At 70.4% G+C, this 14699-nt stretch carries 15 protein-coding genes; 6 read left to right on the top strand and 9 right to left on the bottom strand.

The window, feature by feature from the left end; all coding sequences use genetic code 11:
• Positions 1 to 2: 2 nt before the first annotated feature.
• The 3 genes from FB561_RS18210 to FB561_RS18200 are packed head-to-tail and all read right to left on the bottom strand — an operon-like array spanning position 3 to position 4050.
• A complete protein-coding gene (locus FB561_RS18210; RefSeq protein ID WP_145808219.1) occupies positions 3 to 1208 on the bottom strand; it encodes an ROK family protein in 1206 nt (401 codons plus the stop codon).
• Positions 1205 to 2530: an ABC transporter substrate-binding protein gene (locus FB561_RS18205; protein WP_145808217.1), complete on the bottom strand. Its 1326-nt coding sequence runs from the start codon at positions 2528 to 2530 to the stop codon at positions 1205 to 1207. The genes FB561_RS18210 and FB561_RS18205 overlap by 4 nt, the downstream gene beginning before the upstream one ends.
• Positions 2527 to 4050: a sulfatase-like hydrolase/transferase gene (locus tag FB561_RS18200; protein ID WP_145808215.1), complete on the bottom strand. Its 1524-nt coding sequence runs from the start codon at positions 4048 to 4050 to the stop codon at positions 2527 to 2529. Before FB561_RS18200 ends, FB561_RS18205 begins: the two co-directional genes overlap by 4 nt.
• A 196-nt stretch (positions 4051 to 4246) precedes the next feature.
• On the opposite strand from FB561_RS18200, the gene FB561_RS18195 reads away from it, so the two are divergent.
• From FB561_RS18195 to FB561_RS18175, 5 genes are all read left to right on the top strand, one after another.
• On the top strand, positions 4247 to 5362 hold the full coding sequence (locus FB561_RS18195; protein ID WP_145808213.1) for a sensor histidine kinase: 1116 nt from the start codon (positions 4247 to 4249) through the stop codon (positions 5360 to 5362).
• A complete protein-coding gene (locus FB561_RS18190; RefSeq protein WP_145808211.1) occupies positions 5359 to 5961 on the top strand; it encodes a response regulator transcription factor in 603 nt (200 codons plus the stop codon). Before FB561_RS18195 ends, FB561_RS18190 begins: the two co-directional genes overlap by 4 nt.
• Positions 5962 to 6081: 120 nt before the next feature.
• Positions 6082 to 6966 carry an ABC transporter ATP-binding protein gene (locus tag FB561_RS18185; RefSeq protein WP_145808209.1) on the top strand — a complete coding sequence of 295 codons (885 nt, stop codon included), beginning with the start codon at positions 6082 to 6084 and terminating at the stop codon, positions 6964 to 6966.
• Positions 6967 to 6993: 27 nt separating this feature from the next.
• Complete coding sequence (locus FB561_RS18180; protein ID WP_145808207.1) at positions 6994 to 7710, top strand: ABC transporter permease; 717 nt, start codon at positions 6994 to 6996, stop codon at positions 7708 to 7710.
• A gap of 33 nt (positions 7711 to 7743) precedes the next feature.
• The gene (locus tag FB561_RS18175) at positions 7744 to 8421 is read left to right on the top strand and encodes a GOLPH3/VPS74 family protein (RefSeq protein ID WP_145808205.1); all 678 of its coding nucleotides are present in this window, start codon (positions 7744 to 7746) and stop codon (positions 8419 to 8421) included.
• 6 nt (positions 8422 to 8427) lie between these two features.
• Here the strand turns inward: FB561_RS18175 and FB561_RS18170 are convergent, their stop codons facing one another.
• The 4 genes from FB561_RS18170 to FB561_RS18155 form a co-directional block, all read right to left on the bottom strand.
• On the bottom strand, positions 8428 to 9276 hold the full coding sequence (locus tag FB561_RS18170) for a hypothetical protein (RefSeq protein WP_145808203.1): 849 nt from the start codon (positions 9274 to 9276) through the stop codon (positions 8428 to 8430).
• The gene (locus FB561_RS18165; protein WP_145808201.1) at positions 9273 to 9809 is read right to left on the bottom strand and encodes a SigE family RNA polymerase sigma factor; all 537 of its coding nucleotides are present in this window, start codon (positions 9807 to 9809) and stop codon (positions 9273 to 9275) included. The genes FB561_RS18170 and FB561_RS18165 overlap by 4 nt, the downstream gene beginning before the upstream one ends.
• Before the next feature lie 188 nt (positions 9810 to 9997).
• The gene (locus FB561_RS18160; RefSeq protein WP_145808199.1) at positions 9998 to 10510 is read right to left on the bottom strand and encodes a MauE/DoxX family redox-associated membrane protein; all 513 of its coding nucleotides are present in this window, start codon (positions 10508 to 10510) and stop codon (positions 9998 to 10000) included.
• Positions 10511 to 10546: 36 nt separating this feature from the next.
• The gene (locus FB561_RS18155) at positions 10547 to 11020 is read right to left on the bottom strand and encodes a TipAS antibiotic-recognition domain-containing protein (RefSeq protein WP_145808197.1); all 474 of its coding nucleotides are present in this window, start codon (positions 11018 to 11020) and stop codon (positions 10547 to 10549) included.
• A 140-nt stretch (positions 11021 to 11160) separates the two neighbouring features.
• Between FB561_RS18155 and FB561_RS18150 the strand changes: the two genes are divergently transcribed.
• Positions 11161 to 13299 (top strand): hypothetical protein, encoded by a 2139-nt coding sequence (locus FB561_RS18150; protein WP_145808195.1) that lies wholly within the window; start codon positions 11161 to 11163, stop codon positions 13297 to 13299.
• 54 nt (positions 13300 to 13353) lie between these two features.
• Here FB561_RS18150 and FB561_RS18145 read toward each other — a convergent pair whose 3' ends face one another.
• Together FB561_RS18145 and FB561_RS18140 are read right to left on the bottom strand one after the other, a co-directional pair.
• Entirely contained in the window at positions 13354 to 14049 is a 696-nt protein-coding gene (locus FB561_RS18145; RefSeq protein WP_238334890.1) for a GOLPH3/VPS74 family protein, read from the bottom strand.
• A gap of 130 nt (positions 14050 to 14179) precedes the next feature.
• Positions 14180 to 14455 carry a DUF1876 domain-containing protein gene (locus FB561_RS18140; RefSeq protein ID WP_145808193.1) on the bottom strand — a complete coding sequence of 92 codons (276 nt, stop codon included), beginning with the start codon at positions 14453 to 14455 and terminating at the stop codon, positions 14180 to 14182.
• Between the last annotated feature and the right edge of the window lie 244 nt (positions 14456 to 14699).

The raw sequence follows: 14699 nt of genomic DNA, 5'->3' as shown, positions 1-14699 counted from the left end.
CATCACCCGTACCGCAGTTCGAGCAGCCCGGGCACGAACTCGGCCGGCGCCGCGTAGATCCGGTCCAGGACCACACTCGCGGCGGACACGGCCACGCCATCGGTACCGAAGGCGCTCAGCCGGACCACCGAGTCCACGTCGACCCGTCGCTTGTCCCGCAGGTACGCGCGAGCGCCCCGCTGGACCGACTTCAGGTACTCCGGTGCGTCGACCACACCCCCGCTGACGACGACCACCTCGGGATCGAGCATGTCGATCAACGTCCCGGCGGCCACACCGACCAACTCGGCCCGCGCCACCAGCAACCCATCGGCGGCGACGTCCCCGTCCCGCGCGAGCTGGACGAGATGTTCCAGGGTCCCGCGGGGACCGATCAGGTCGGACCGTCGGGCATGCGCGAGGACCGCCAGGTCGCTGGCCGCCCCGTGCAGACAGTCCCGCCGTCCGCACGAGCAAGGCTCCTCGGCGGCCACCCCGACGGAGAGGTGATCCACTGTCCCGGCCGCGGCGCTGTACCCCGGGAAGACGCGGCCGCCGAGGACGAAGCCGGCACCCACGACGTTCCCGACGAACAGCCCGATCAGGTCGTCCACGCCCTGGGCGCCGCCGAACCAGCGCTCGGCCATCGTCAGCGACCGGAAGCTCGAGTCGACCTCTGTCGGCAACCCCAGGCCGTCCGCGAGGACCTCGCGCAGCGGCACGTTCCGCCACCGCAGCACCCGGTGATCCCGGACCACCCCGGCCTCCCGGTCGACCCAGCCACCGGTGCTCGCGCCGACGCCGAGGACCGAGCCCGGGTTCCGGCCGATCAGCTCCTGGATCCCCTCGACGGCCTGCGCCACCAGGAGTTCGAACCCGCGCCGGCCCCGATGCGGCAGCCGTACCTCGGCCAGCAGGGTCCCGCGCAGATCCAGCAGGCACACCGTCGTCCGCCGGAGACCGAAGTGCACCCCGACCACGCGGTGGGTCCGCTCGTCCACCACCATCGGGGTCCGCGGACGTCCCAGCGCCCCGTGCCCCGACTCGGCCGGCAGCTCCCGCAGCAGGCCCGCCTCGGACAGCAGACTCGTCAGCTTCGTCATCGTCCCGGTCGCCATCCCGGTCCGCCCCGACAGCTCCGACCGTGCGATCGGTCCGTGCCGCATCACCGTCCGCAGGATCGCGGAGTAGTTCTGCTGCCGGACGTCGAACGGCTGGACCGATCTCACTTGAGGGCGGCCTTCGCGTCCGAGAAGAACTTGGTCACCGCCTGCGGCACCGTGCTCCTGCCGAACCCGACCACCTCGTTCACGTTCGGGAGCGAGGTCTGCAGCAGCTTGCTGGCGCCGGGCGGGTACATCTGCAGGGCGGCCGGGCCCTTCGACGCGACCAGCGCGTAGTTGTCCAGCACCAGCTTGTTCAGCCCGGTCGCCGACGACGCCACCTTGGTCCGGATGTCCGCCGGGATCGGGACGCCGCGCGCCAGCCCCATCGCGTTCGCCGCGTCCGGCTGGCTGGTCAGGTACTTCAGCATCGACACCGCGCCCTCGATGTTCTTGGACTTCGGCGAGATCGCGAACCAGCCGGCCGGGATGATGTTCGTCCCGGGCTCGGAGCCAGGTCCGCCGGACGGGAACGTGCCCAGGCTCAACGTGTCCTTGGTCAGGCTCTGCATCGACGGCAGGCCCCGCGAGGTGGCCGTCCCGGTGTACGCCGCCTTGCCGACCGTCACCGGGTCGTTCTGGAACCCGGTCGACGCGGCCGTCAGCGCCATCGGGACCGCGGCGCCGCTACCGCGCAGGTCCTGCCAGAGCTGCACCCACGCGGCCAGGTCGTCCTCGCCGAACCCGAGCGAGCTCCCGTCGGCGAACAACGCCTTGCCCCGGCCGCGCAGGAAGGACTCGAACGCGATCGCGTTACCACCGAGGTCCGCCGTGCCTGCCAGCTTGCGCCCGCTCTTGTCCCAGACCTCGGCCATCGTCGCCTTGTACCGGTCGAGGTTCCAGTCCGTACTCGGCGCGACCAGACCGAGACCCTTGAGCTTGGTGGTGTTGACGATGATGGCCGGCTGCGTCGCGGCACCGAGCAACGCGAAGTAGTACTTGCCGTCGGCCTTCGTCGTGGTGGCCACGTAGTCCGGCATCGAGTCCAGGCCGAGGTCGTCCTTGTACTCGTCCAGCGGCGCCACCGCACCACGCTTGATGTACTCCATCAGGTACGGCAGGTGGATCTGGAACACGTCCGGAGGGTTGCCCCCGGCAACGCGGGTCGCGAGCTTGTCGTAGTACCCGGAGAAGCCGGAGTACTGCGGGTTGACCTTCGCCGCGCCCTCGCTCTGCTGGTACAGGTCGAGGGCAGCGATCAGCTTCTTGTTCTGGTCGCCTTCGCCCCAGAACATCATGTCCAGCGCCGCGTCCGAGCCGCCGGAGGACGACTTGTCCCCGCCGCCGAGTCCGCGGGCGCAGGAGGAGACGGCGGCGACTCCGGCCGCCGCGGCCCCGAACCGCAGCAGCGATCGCCGGGAGAACTGGGTGCCGTTGATCGACGTCATGAGGTGCCCTTCGCTTTCGATGCGGGGACGGCGGATCCGTCCGTCGGGGTGACGCCCTTGCGGACCAGCGCCGCGGCGTCGGGCAGTACGTCGGCCACCTCGTCCGCCAGGAGCCCGGCCAGCAACGCTGCCGTCGACGCTCCCTCGGCCGTGGCCGCGATGTTGCGCTGCTCCCAGGGGTCGGCAGCCAGGTCGTACAACTCGGCCTCGTCGTGCGACCGGAAGACGTACCGGTGCCCGGCGGTCCGGACGGACAGGTTCAGGCTGTCCCGCGGGTACTGCCAGTCGGCCGCGTGGAACGGATCCCCGTTCCCACCGGGGCGGCCGTCGTGGAGCATCGTCTCGGCGGTGACGTACTCGCGGATCGGGGCGGCCGCGTCGTTGCCGAGCATGCTCGCGAACGACAGGCCGTCCCGCGGTTCGTCCCACCGGACACCGGCCAGTTCGCTCAGCGTCGGCGCGACGTCGACCAGGGAGACGAAGTTGGCGTTCCGGCTCTGTGAACCGTCGGGGTGCCGCACGATCAGAGGGACCCGCAGGTCTTCCTCGTAGTGCAGCCAGTGGCCCTTCTCCATCAGGCGATGCGCGCCCATCATGTCGCCGTGGTCCGAGGTGAACACGACCACGGTCCGATCCCACTCGCCGGTGTCCTCGAGGTACTGGCGGATCCGCCCGAACTGCGCGTCGACGAGCGCGCACAACCCGAGATAGTGGCTGGTGACCTCGATCCACCCCTGCTCGTCGAGCGCCTCGAAGTCGCGGGCGAAGTGCGACTCCCGGACCTCGCGCGGCTTGGTCGCGGTCCCGGTGGACCAGCTCTCCGGCAGTCGGACCTGGTCACGATCGATGAGCCGGTCGTACGGGCTGGGAACGAGCATCGGGAAGTGCGGTGCGTTCATGGAACAGACGGCGAGCCAGGGCCGGTCCGCCGGTCGCCGCTCGAGTCCGGCGAGGAACGTGTCGCACTGCCACGTCTCCAGGAACGAGTCCAGCGGAACGCTCGAAGTGGCGTACGGTCGCTCGCGCAACGCGGCGAGGTCGCTCGTGGTCAGGTTCTCGATGTGGTCGGGGTCGAACGTGTACCCACGCTCGCCGGCCCAGGCGCGGTAGTCCTCGATGTACCGACCACGGTCCTGCCCCCGGAGTACGGCGGGGATCGCACTCGTGTCGGCCCAGCCCATCCGGTCGGGCGTCGTCCCCGGAACGTGCCATTTGCCGTTGTAGTGCGTGTGATAACCGGCCGCGGCGAACGCCTGCGCGACCCCGGCCGACTGCAACCGCGGCTCGATCGGCCGCCAGTTCCCCAGTACCCCGTGGTGCCGCGGCATCAGCCCGGTCCACAGACTCGTGCGCGCCGGACAGCACAACGGGAACGGCGTGTAGCAGGCGTCGAAGACGGTGGACTCCCCCGCCAGCGCGTCCAGGTTCGGCGTCCGCGCGGCCGGGTTCCCGGTCCAGCCCATCGTGTTCCAGCTCTGCTCGTCGGCCATCACGACCAGTACGTTCGGACGATCGGCCACGCGGTCCACCTCGCTGCTCGAAGGCTTAACTTCCAGCTGAAGTTAATTAGCCGCGCGAGCCCTGTCAACAGCTCGGCGCCCATTAACTTCAACCAGAAGGAAATCCGAGCGGCACTGACTCCCGGACTGGCCCGGCCGGAATGTGACGCCACGTCACTAGGCCGACGCGTGGAACGGCGACATACTCTTGCGAACGATGACGAACGGATCGAAGGCGAAGCTGCGGCGGCTGAACCTGTCCATGCTGCTGCCGGTGGTCGCCGCGGCCGGGGTGCTGCACGTCGCGATCGACTCCCGGACCTGGTGGCACGCGGTGGTGCTCGGGGCCGGGGTCGCCGCGGGGGTGCTGGCCTTCGTCCGGTGGACCTCCGGCCGGGTGATGACCGTCGCCGTGCCGTGCCTGGTCGTCGCCGGCGCGGTCTGGCTGGCCGGGGCGACGGTGATCCACAGCGGCGGCGCGTTCATCGGGCTGCTCATCGTCGGCCCGCTCGTCGTTCCGGAGCTCGGCCGGTACCGCCGGGCCGCGGCGGTCGGGCTCGTGGTCCTCATCGCGGTGCTGGGGTCGGCGAAACTCTGGATCGCGCCGGACGGGTTCCGCGGCGACCTGATCGGGTACGTCGTCGTGCCCGCGGCGATCACCGCCATCGTGACCGGGCTGATGTTTCCCAACCACTCCTTCTACGACGTGGTCCGGGAGCTGGAGGAGTCGCGGGAGCGGGAGGCCGAGCTGGCGGTGATGCGCGAGCGGGTCCGGTTCGCCGGCGACCTGCACGACGTCCAGGGGCATACCCTGCACGTGGTCAAGCTGAAGGTCGCGCTGGCCCAGAAGATCCTCCGCACCGACGCCGATCAGGCCGAGCAGGAGCTGCGGGAGATCCACGCGTTGGTCGTCGACACGATCGCCCAGACCAAGGCGCTCGCGTACGGTCAGCGCCAGCTCAATCTCCAGGCCGAGTTGGAGAACGCGAAGAACCTGCTCGAAGCGGCCGGTGCCAAGGTCGTGATCGAGCGGGACGGCGAGCCCGATCCGGGCTGGAGCGACTCGTTGAGCCAGGTGCTCCGCGAGTCCACCACCAACATCCTGCGGCACGCACGCGCCAGTACCGTCCGGATCGAGCTGGGAGCGGCCGGGCTGGTGATCACCAACGACGGTGCCGAGCTGGATCGCAGCCCCGAGCTGCGGGGCCTGGCCGCGTTGCGGGAACGCGTCCTGGACAGCGGCGGTCGGCTCGTCGCGGACCAGCAGGGCGAGGAGTTCCGGACGGCCGTGACGTTCGGAACGCCGGCCGCGGACGGTGGTGGCTCGCGATGATCAGGATCGTGCTGGCGGACGACGAGGCCCTGTTGCGCAAGGCCCTGGCGAAGCTGTTGCCGATGGAGGCCGGGATCGAGGTGGTCGCCGAGGCCGCCGACGGCGCGGAGGCGGTGACCGCGACGGCACGGCACGATCCCGATGTGCTCGTGATCGACCTGGAGATGCCGGGAACCGACGGGCTGGACGCCGTGGCCGAGATCCGGCGGACCCGGCCGGACCAGGTGATCCTGATGCTGACCCGGCACGCCAAGCCAGGGGTACTCCGGCGGGCTCTCAAGCTCGGGATCCAGGGGTTCGTCAGCAAGTCTGCGGAACCGGCCCACATCGCCTCGGTGATCGGCATCCTGCACGACGGCCGGCGCTGGATCGACCCCGAGGTGTCGGCGCGCGCCGTGGTCGACGACAACCCGCTGACCGACCGCGAGCTCGACGCACTCCGGCTGACCGCCGAGGGGTACTCGGTGGCCGATATCGCGACCCGGCTGTTCCTTGCCGAAGGCACCGTTCGGAACTACCTCTCGAACGCGCTGCGCAAGACGCAGGCCAAGAACCGGCACGAGGCGGCCCGCTACGCCCGCGAGCACGACTGGCTGTAGTTCCCCTGCCCGGTCAGCAGACGTGTGACGTGGTGTCACAGTGGTGGCCCGACCGGAGTCACAAACGGCGGTGACGCAGCGGCACTGTGGTCACAAGGGCACTTCGGCTGAGATGGAGACATGCCCTCCACAGCAGTCATCGAAGTCGAAGGACTCAACGTCACCTACGGCGAGTTCCAGGCCGTCCGCGACCTCTCGTTCCAGGTCCGCAAGGGCGAGCTGTACGCCCTGCTCGGGACCAACGGCGCCGGCAAGACCTCCACGCTGGAGGTGATCGAAGGACATCGCACGGCGGCCTCGGGCTCGGTCGAGGTCTTCGGCCGCACCCCGCGGAACCGGCTGCAGACCCGGCCCCGGATGGGGATCATGCTGCAGGAGAGCGGGTTCTCCCCCGACCTGACCGTGCGCGAGACGGTGCACTTGATCGGCCGGCTCTCCCGGCGGACCGACGACGTCGACCGGGTCCTGACCCTGGTCGAACTGAGGCACAAGGCAACGACCCGGGTCTCCCAGTTGTCGGGCGGTGAGAAGCGCCGGCTGGACTTCGCCACCGCGGTGTACGGCGGCCCGGAGCTGATCTTCCTCGACGAACCGACCACCGGGCTGGACATCCAGTCCCGCGACGACCTCTGGGAAGCGGTCGACCGGCTCCGTGACGACGGCTCGACCGTCGTCCTCACCACGCACTATCTCGAAGAGGCGCAGCAGCGCGCCGACCGGATCGGCCTGATGCACAAGGGCAGGTTCCACCGCGAGGGAACGGTCCGCGAGCTGACCAGTACGCTCCCGGCGGTCATCACCTTCCGGCTCCCCGACGACGCACCCGCTCCCCCGTTGCGGGCCGGCCGGACCGAGCACGGCGCCTACCGCATCGAGACCTTCGAGCTCGAGCCGGACCTCCGGACGTTGCTCAACTGGGCACACAGCGCCGCCGTCCCGCTGGCCGAGCTCGAAGCCGGGCCGACCCGGCTCGACGACATCTTCCGGTCGATCGACCGCGCCTGACTCCAATCCCGCAGACAAGGATCGATCATGTTCGACATCGCCCTGAGCGAGCTCGCCCAGACCTTCCGCAACCGTTCCGTGCTGATCACCAGCTTCTTCATGCCAGTGGCCGCCAGTGTGTTCTTCATCTGGCGCCACGAGGTGTTCGAGACCGTCGGCCGCGGCTTCATCGCGGCCCTGGTCGTCTTCACCATCGCCGCCTTCGGCCTCTACGCCGGCGCCGTCACGTCGCTGGCCGCGCGCCGGCAGAACCTGTTCCTCAAGCGGCTGCGGTCGACCGCGGTCAGCGACGCCGGGATCCTGGTCGGCATGGTGCTGCCGGCCACGGTCATCGCCGTGATCCAGACGACGCTGATCCTCGTGGTCCTCGCGGCCGTGACGAACCGGCCCAGCGACCTCGTCCTGATGGTGCTGGCGTCGGTCCTGGTGCTCGCCATGATGATCGGCCTCGGGCTGGCGACGGCGGGCGTCACCCGCTCGCCCGAGCACGCCCAGGTGACGACGCTCCCGATCAGCCTCGGCGTGATCGCGATCGTGAACTGGGTCGCCATCACCGGGACCGATTCGCTGACGATGCTCAAGCGCCTGGCCCCGGGTGGCGCGGCCACCGAACTACTCACCCGCGCCTGGGACGGCGGAGTACCTGGCGCCGACGTCCTGGTGCTCGTCGCGCCGACGCTGGCCTGGGTGGCCGTCTCCGGAGCCCTCGCCCTGAAGTACTTCCAGTGGGAACCCCGCCGCTGAGCCCAGCCGACCTTGATCCCCAGGAGGACCACCATGACCAAGCCTGAGAATCCGACCCTCGCAGAGGACCTTCTGCTCCTGCTCTTCCAGCCGCGCTCCGGCACGATCGCGGGCGAGAACACCCTGTTCTACGTACTGGGTGGAGCGGTACTCGCCGACCTCGCGATGCACGGGTACGTGACCATGAACGAGCCCGGCGGCAAACTAGAGACCTTTGGGGACCAGGTCCCAGCCGATCCCAGCCTGCGCTCGGCCTGGGACACCATCGACGAGAGGCCCCGCCGGGTCCAGACCGTGCTCGCGACCATCGGCCCGGTCCTGCGGGGCCCGTTGCTCCAGCGGCTGATCGACCGAGGTGACCTCGATCAGGTCGAACGCAAGTCGCTGCTGGTCTTCACCAGGAAGGTGCTGACGGAGGGGACCACCGGGCGCCGGGAGGAACTGCTCGCGGCAGTCCGGGGAACCCTCGTGGACGGGGTCGAACCGACGGCCCGGGTGGCGGCGCTGGCGGCCCTGATCTCGGGCAGCGGCACGCTCCCCCAGTTCCACCCCGACATCCCGTGGAACTCCGCGGTCATCTCCCGCGCCATGGAACTCGAACAGGGGAACTGGGGCGCCCGAGCAGCCGCCGAAGCCGTCACCCGCACGATGACGGCCGTCGTCGTCAACAGCGCCGTCATCGCCACCACCGTGCCGACGAACAACGCCTGAGGTGGATCAGCGCAGCGGGTCGGTCGCCGGTCCGCCCTGGTCCGCGGCGGGGAACTGGGCCGTCACCCGGCCCGCGTCGTCGTAGGCGAAGACGTACGCATCGGCCGGGAGCCGGCTGCCGACCGGCTGGTAGGTCGCGACCGCCATCGTCCAGCCGGGGATGCCGGCGAGGCGGTACAGCTTGGCCTCGTAGTACCTGTCGCCGTCGGTGTAGATCACTCGCCGTGGCGCGCCGCGGAAGACGCTGGTCACCACCTTGTTGCCGGCCGCATCGATCGACGACTGGATCCCCGGCACGCGGTCGTCACCGAGGTTGGTGTTGCCGACCGTGCCGCGGCAGCCGAGCGGTTCGAAGGTACCGCCCGTCGTCGCGTCGTAGGCGGTGATGCACCACTGCGTCCCACGGGTCTCGAACCAGTACTTCGCCGCGATCGCGACCTTGCCGCGGATCGGTACTGTCCCGACCGGCTTCGCCCCGATCGGGCCACCCGGCGTCCAGGAGGTGCGGGCCTTCGGGATCGGCTGGCTGGAGGCGGTCCGGGGTAGCGTCTCCGGGCCCGAAGGCAGGCCGGACGACGCGCTCGCCGATGCCAACGGCTGCACCGACGGCTGCACCGACGGCGTCGCCACCGGGCCGGCCGGACCCGCGACCTGGGGTTCGCCTTCGTCGCCCGCCGCGGCCAGGAATCCGCCTACCGCGACCGATGCGACCGCCACCGACGCCACCGCCGTCGCGGCGACACCGCGGGCCCGGCGACGCTTCGCCCCGGCCATCAGGGTGCCCGGGTCGAGCCCCGGTCCGTCGTCGTCGCGCAGCGCCCGCAGCGCCCTCGTCTTCGTCTCCAGGTCGTTCATGCTTCTCCTCCTGCCATCGAATGCGCGAGTTCCGGGGCCAGCCGCAACTTCCCCAAGGCCCGCGCGGCCGTGCTCTTGACGGTGCCGACCGCGATGCCGAGCACGGCCGCGGTCTCGGCCTCACTGAGGTCCTCGACGTACCTGAGCACCACGACGGCACGCTCCCGCTTGGTCAGGGCGCCGAGCGCGGCCTCGACGTCCGTCCGCCGCTGCACGCCGAGCCCGACGTCCTCGACGGGCGGGGCCGGTGAGTCCAGGTCCAGTTCGGCCGGGCCGCCGACCGGGCGTTCCCGCCACGAGCGACGCCGCAGCCAGGACAGATGGTGGTTCACCACCGCCTGCCGGACGTAGCCGAACGGGTCGCCGAGCTCGATCCGGTGCCAGCGCAGGTACGCCTTCTCGAGCGCCGTCTGGACCAGGTCCTCGGCGAGGCGCTGGTCACCGCAGAGCACGTAAGCGAACCGGACCAGCCGCCCGGATTTCGCGGCGACGAAGGCCGTGAAGTCCTCGTCGCGCGCGGCGCCATCCGTCATCCGTCACTCCCTCAGTAGCCGTACGCCCTAAAGACGCCAGGCCCCGGCGGGAGGTTCTGTCCGGCCGCGGACTTTCAGTCCTCGGGGTACGGCATCCGCCGCCGCGCGAACGGTCACGGCAGATGAGCGAGCCGATCCGCCGTCCAGAAGACCTCGCCGACCGTCAGCTCTCCGCCGAGCTCGGCAGCCTACCGCCCGCCGAAGCGCCTGCGAGCCGGTCCGCCGAAGAGGTCGACGACCTGATCGAGGTTGGCGAACAGGAGGCTGCCGACGAGACCTGACGAGGCGGCGAGAGCTAGTTCGGAGGAGGAGGGGTCGCCTGGTGCGGAGGCGGTGAGGACGCCGGTCAGGGCGATCAGGAGCAAGGTGGCCTCGCGGAAGGCGGGGCCGGTCAACTCGTCGGGCCGCAGGCGGGCACCTCGTACCGCGATCGCGGTCAGCCACAGGAGCAGGAGGCTAGCGGCCGCGGTACCGGGGCGGGTGGATCCGAGGACGGGCGAGAGCGCGAGCAGCAGGACGACGGTGACCTCCGCGCCGGTCGTCAGCACAGCGACGCGGTGGGCGTACGCGGTGGGGACTCCCGAGGCGATCACCGAGGCCCTGTACTGGCGGAAGCCCGTGCGACCGACGAACTTGCTGCTCGACGAGACCAGGAAGACCACCGCCAGCAGTACGCTCGACGCGCTGTTCACCGCGACCATCCCGTGAGCCTCACAGGCGCCACTGTCATTGCTCTGTCATTCGGCTGTCCGGGGTGCCCAGCCGGCTCGGCAGGCGTTGGCCTTGATTGCTAGCTGCAACCATCCGGCCGCGCCCGGACGCGTGCTTTCCTCGAGTCCTTCCCGGAACCGCGGGTCCTGCACGTACAGGACGCTCTTGGCAACGTGGAACTCGTGGTCCATCGGGTAGAACCACCGGGAGACGTGCAACCGCTGTGCCTCCGCGACGTCCATCGCGTCCTCGCTGTCCGGACCGACCCCGGCGTCCATCAGTTCGGCGATGCGGGTGTTGATGACGGCACCGTCCGCGTTGATCCGCTGCCACTCCGCCTTGCCGTACCGGGCGACCCGGCGCGCGGATTCGGCGTACGCCGGGCTGTCGCCCCAACGGCGCTCGACCTCGTCGAAGGACGCTTCCGCCTGGTCCGCGAAATCGCCCCACACTTCCTGCTTCTCGGCGTCGGACAGCGGCGACTGGATGCGTCTGGTCATGGCCCGGGAGCCTAGGTGTTGCCGTTGCGGCAGCTTCAACCCCGATTCCGGCGGTCAGGTGTCCAGTTCCTGACGTCGTACTGGCGCCGGCTGCCCCGGGAGCGGAAGGGTTGAGGCAGTCGAGGGAACGGGAAGGGCGTATGACGAACAGCAACGCCGACAGTGACCGCAACACCGACAAGCTCGCCGAGGCGACCGGGTTCCAGGAGCAGGCGCCGTACGACGCTTCGATCGACCTGCGCACCGACTTCGTGATGGTGTACGGGTTGAACGACACCACGCCGGAGCGGATCGCGCGCTGGCGTGCGGCCGGGTACCGGGTGCACCTGATGACCGGGATCTCCTGGGGCACGTACCAGGACTACCTGGACGGCCGGTGGGACGGCTCGGACCACTGGGCCGACGCGCAGACCGCGGGGGACGGGTCACCGATCCTGCACGGCCACAGCACCGACATCCCGTACATGGTGCCGACGTTCGGCTTCACCGAGTACCTGGTGCGGAAGCTGCGGCCGATCATCGAGCTCGGGGTCGAGGGCATCCACCTGGAGGAGCCCGAGTTCTGGGCCCGGGCGGGGTACTCGGAATCGTTCAAACGGGAGTGGCAGGCCTTCTTCGGAGAGCCGTGGCAGCCCCCGCACAGTACGGCCGAGGCGCACTTCCGCTCCGGCCAGCTCAAGCAGCACCTGCTCTCCCGCAGCCTGGACCGGGTCACGTCGGTCCTCCGCGACGAGGCGCTCCAGCAGGGCCGCCAGGTGCGCTTCTACGTCCCGACGCACAGCCTGCTGAACTACACCCAGTGGCAGATCATCAGCCCCGAATCCCGGCTGCGGACGCTGCCCTCGATCGACGGCGCGATCGCCCAGGTGTGGACCGGGACCTCGCGGACACCGAACGTGTACGCCGGCAGGACCGCGGAGCGCACGTTCGAGACCGCGTACCTGGAGTACGGCATCGCGCAGGACCTGACCCGCGGGACGGATCGGCGGATGTGGTTCCTGCACGACCCGATCGAGGATCACCCGGACCGTACCTGGGAGGACTACCTGGCGAACTACCAGCGGACCCTGGTCGCGTCGCTGCTGCACCCGGGCGTCTCGCGGTACGAGGTGGCGCCCTGGCCGAACCGGATCTTCAACCGCCCGTACCTGCGCGAGGGATCCACCGAGCGGGAGCCGATTCCGCCGGACACGGCGACCAGCTACCTGGTCGCGATGAACAGCCTGCGCGACCAGGATCAGCCGGATGTGCGCTGGGCACCGGAGGGTGCGCGGATCGGGATCGTGCTGTCGGACACGGCGATGTTCCAGCGCTGGGCTCCCGGTGGCGAGAGCGGTCACTACGACGGCCTCCAGGACGCGCTGGCGCTGGAGGGTCGCGAGCAGCTGCACTTCTCCGACTTCTACGGTCTCGCGTTGCCGCCGTTGTGCGACGGGCAGCGGGTCTGCCCGGTCCAGCTGGAGAACGTGATCGACACGCCCGACGCGCTGGACGACGTCGACGTACTGGTGCTGAGTTACGAGTTCCAGAAGCCGCTGGCCCCGGGGATCCACTTTGCGCTGGCCGGGTGGGTCAACCGCGGCGGCAGCCTGCTGTACGTGGGCGACGGCGCCGACCCGTACCACGCGATCCGCTCCTGGTGGACGGGTCGCTACGACACCTGTGCCGACCACCTGGCCGAGGCGCTCGGCGCGGATCGCGGTCACGAGGGCGTCCAGCCGATCGGTCAGGGGCGCGTCCGCTTCCTCGCGTCCCGGCCGGCCGAGTTCTCCGAGTCACCGGAACGCGCTGCCGAGCTGGTCACGGCCCTCCGCGAACTGGCCGAGGCAGGCGGGCACAGCTGGGACTCCACGAACTGGCTCTCCGTCCACCGCGGGCCGTACCTCGTCGGCGCGGTCCTCGCGGAGGCCGGTGGCTCGCACGTCGTCGAGGGGACGTACCTCGACCTGCTCGACCCGCAACTCGGGATCGTCCGGCGCCGCGAACTCGGGCCGGGCGAGCTGACCTGGCTCCGCGACCTCGGCTACGACGACGAGCCCGTACTGGCCTCGGCCGGGCGGGTCGTGGACTGGCAGAGCGACCGGACCGGGATCACCTACAGCAGCGAGGCGCCGCGCGGAGTACAGGTGACCACCGCGCTCCGTGTTCCCGCTGAGCCGGCCGTGGTACGGGCCGACGGGGCCGAGGTCGGTGACCTGCGGTACGACGCCGGGGTCGGGGTGTTGTGGCTGCGGCATCCCGGTGAACCGACCGGGACCCAGGTCGAGATCAAGTTCTGAACCGTGGCGGGTACTCCGGCGGCGCACCCGCCGGAGTACCCGAGGACGGGCTGATCAGCCCCGCGGAAGGACGGCGGTCGCGACGACGACGTTGTTGACGATGGTCGCGGTGACCGTGCGAGTGACGGCTTCGGCGGCGGCCCCGGCGCCCCAGTTGCCCTGCTCGAGCTCCTTGGCCCGCGCGATCACGGGCGACGTCCAGGGGATCTCCCGGTGGAACTGCGGAAGCGTCCCGCTGCCCGAGAGCAGGGCCGCGAGGGCCGCGACCCGGGGCTCCGGTTCGGCACCGTCGACGAGGACCTTGCGGATCTGCTCGACGAGCTCGGCCCGGCGACCGGTCCCGCCGTCCTCGAGGACCGTCGACTCGAACACCCCGAGCTTCTTGCGGCTGGTCCGGCGGAGCTCGCCGCGCTCGACTAGCCGGTCGAGCAGCGGGGACCGCAGGTTCGGACCGATCGCGGCGAGGACGGTCTGGACGCCGCGGGGCTTCGCGGCCACGTAGTCCCAGCCTTGGCGGAGGATCTCGTCCGACGGCGGGCGGTCTTCGACGGCCGCCACCTTCGTCCCGACCCGGCCGGGCTCGGTCCGCACGTGGTCACCGAGCCCGAGGTCCGCGAGCACCCCGCCGGCCAGCGTGTAGTAGAGCGTGCCCTCCCCCGCGATGGTGCCGGAGTCCGGCTGGAACAACACCAGCAGCAGGTCCTCCGCCAGGATCGGGCCGTCGTAGGACTCGCCGGTTTCGTCCGCCACAGGTCGCACCTTCCCCGAGAAAGTTGCCGCCGACAACAGCAGCGGCCGGCACACGGACGACCCTAACACCCGGCCCGGCCTGGCGCCGGAACCCGCGATGGTTGCCGCCAGCCACAACCTGGACGCGCGGTCAGCTGGTCAGGTCGACGTGTTGTTTGGTGATCTGCTCGATGTCGGTGGCGGCGGCGTGGACCAGTTCGTGGGCGAGGTTGGACAACGCCCGGGCGACGGCCAGCTCGTCCCCGATCTCGGCCACCTCCAGGTCGTTCGGATGCCGGTGCGCGACGCCGCGGCCGACCAGGTGGGTCTTGTCGTTGGTCAGCAGCCGGGCCTCGGCGTGCGTGGTCCGCTCGTCGTCGTTCTCGTCGATGAAGACGTCGACCTTCCACCGTCTGCTCGCAATCATCGTCTCCCCCTCGGGCCGTCGACAGGTACTACCAGTCTTCGCGCGGCCGGCCGGACCCACGAGGGCCATCCGTCCCGACCCGGAGCGACCTTCGGCCCAGGGCGTGGCAGCGCGTCGGCTCTTCCTTCGAGCCGGTCCGCCGACCGCCGCCCACCCGGCCGGTGCGCCGCCGGAACGTGCGGTGCGATCGCGGTACGGCAGCACGGCGACAGCCCGGTGACAGGGCGCCTTGCCAGGATCACCG

Source organism: Kribbella amoyensis (genome assembly GCF_007828865.1).
GTDB classification, from domain to species: Bacteria; Actinomycetota; Actinomycetes; order Propionibacteriales; family Kribbellaceae; genus Kribbella; species Kribbella amoyensis.
The sequence above is the reverse complement of the archived record's forward strand: the minus strand, read 5'-3'. Positions and strand labels throughout refer to the sequence as shown.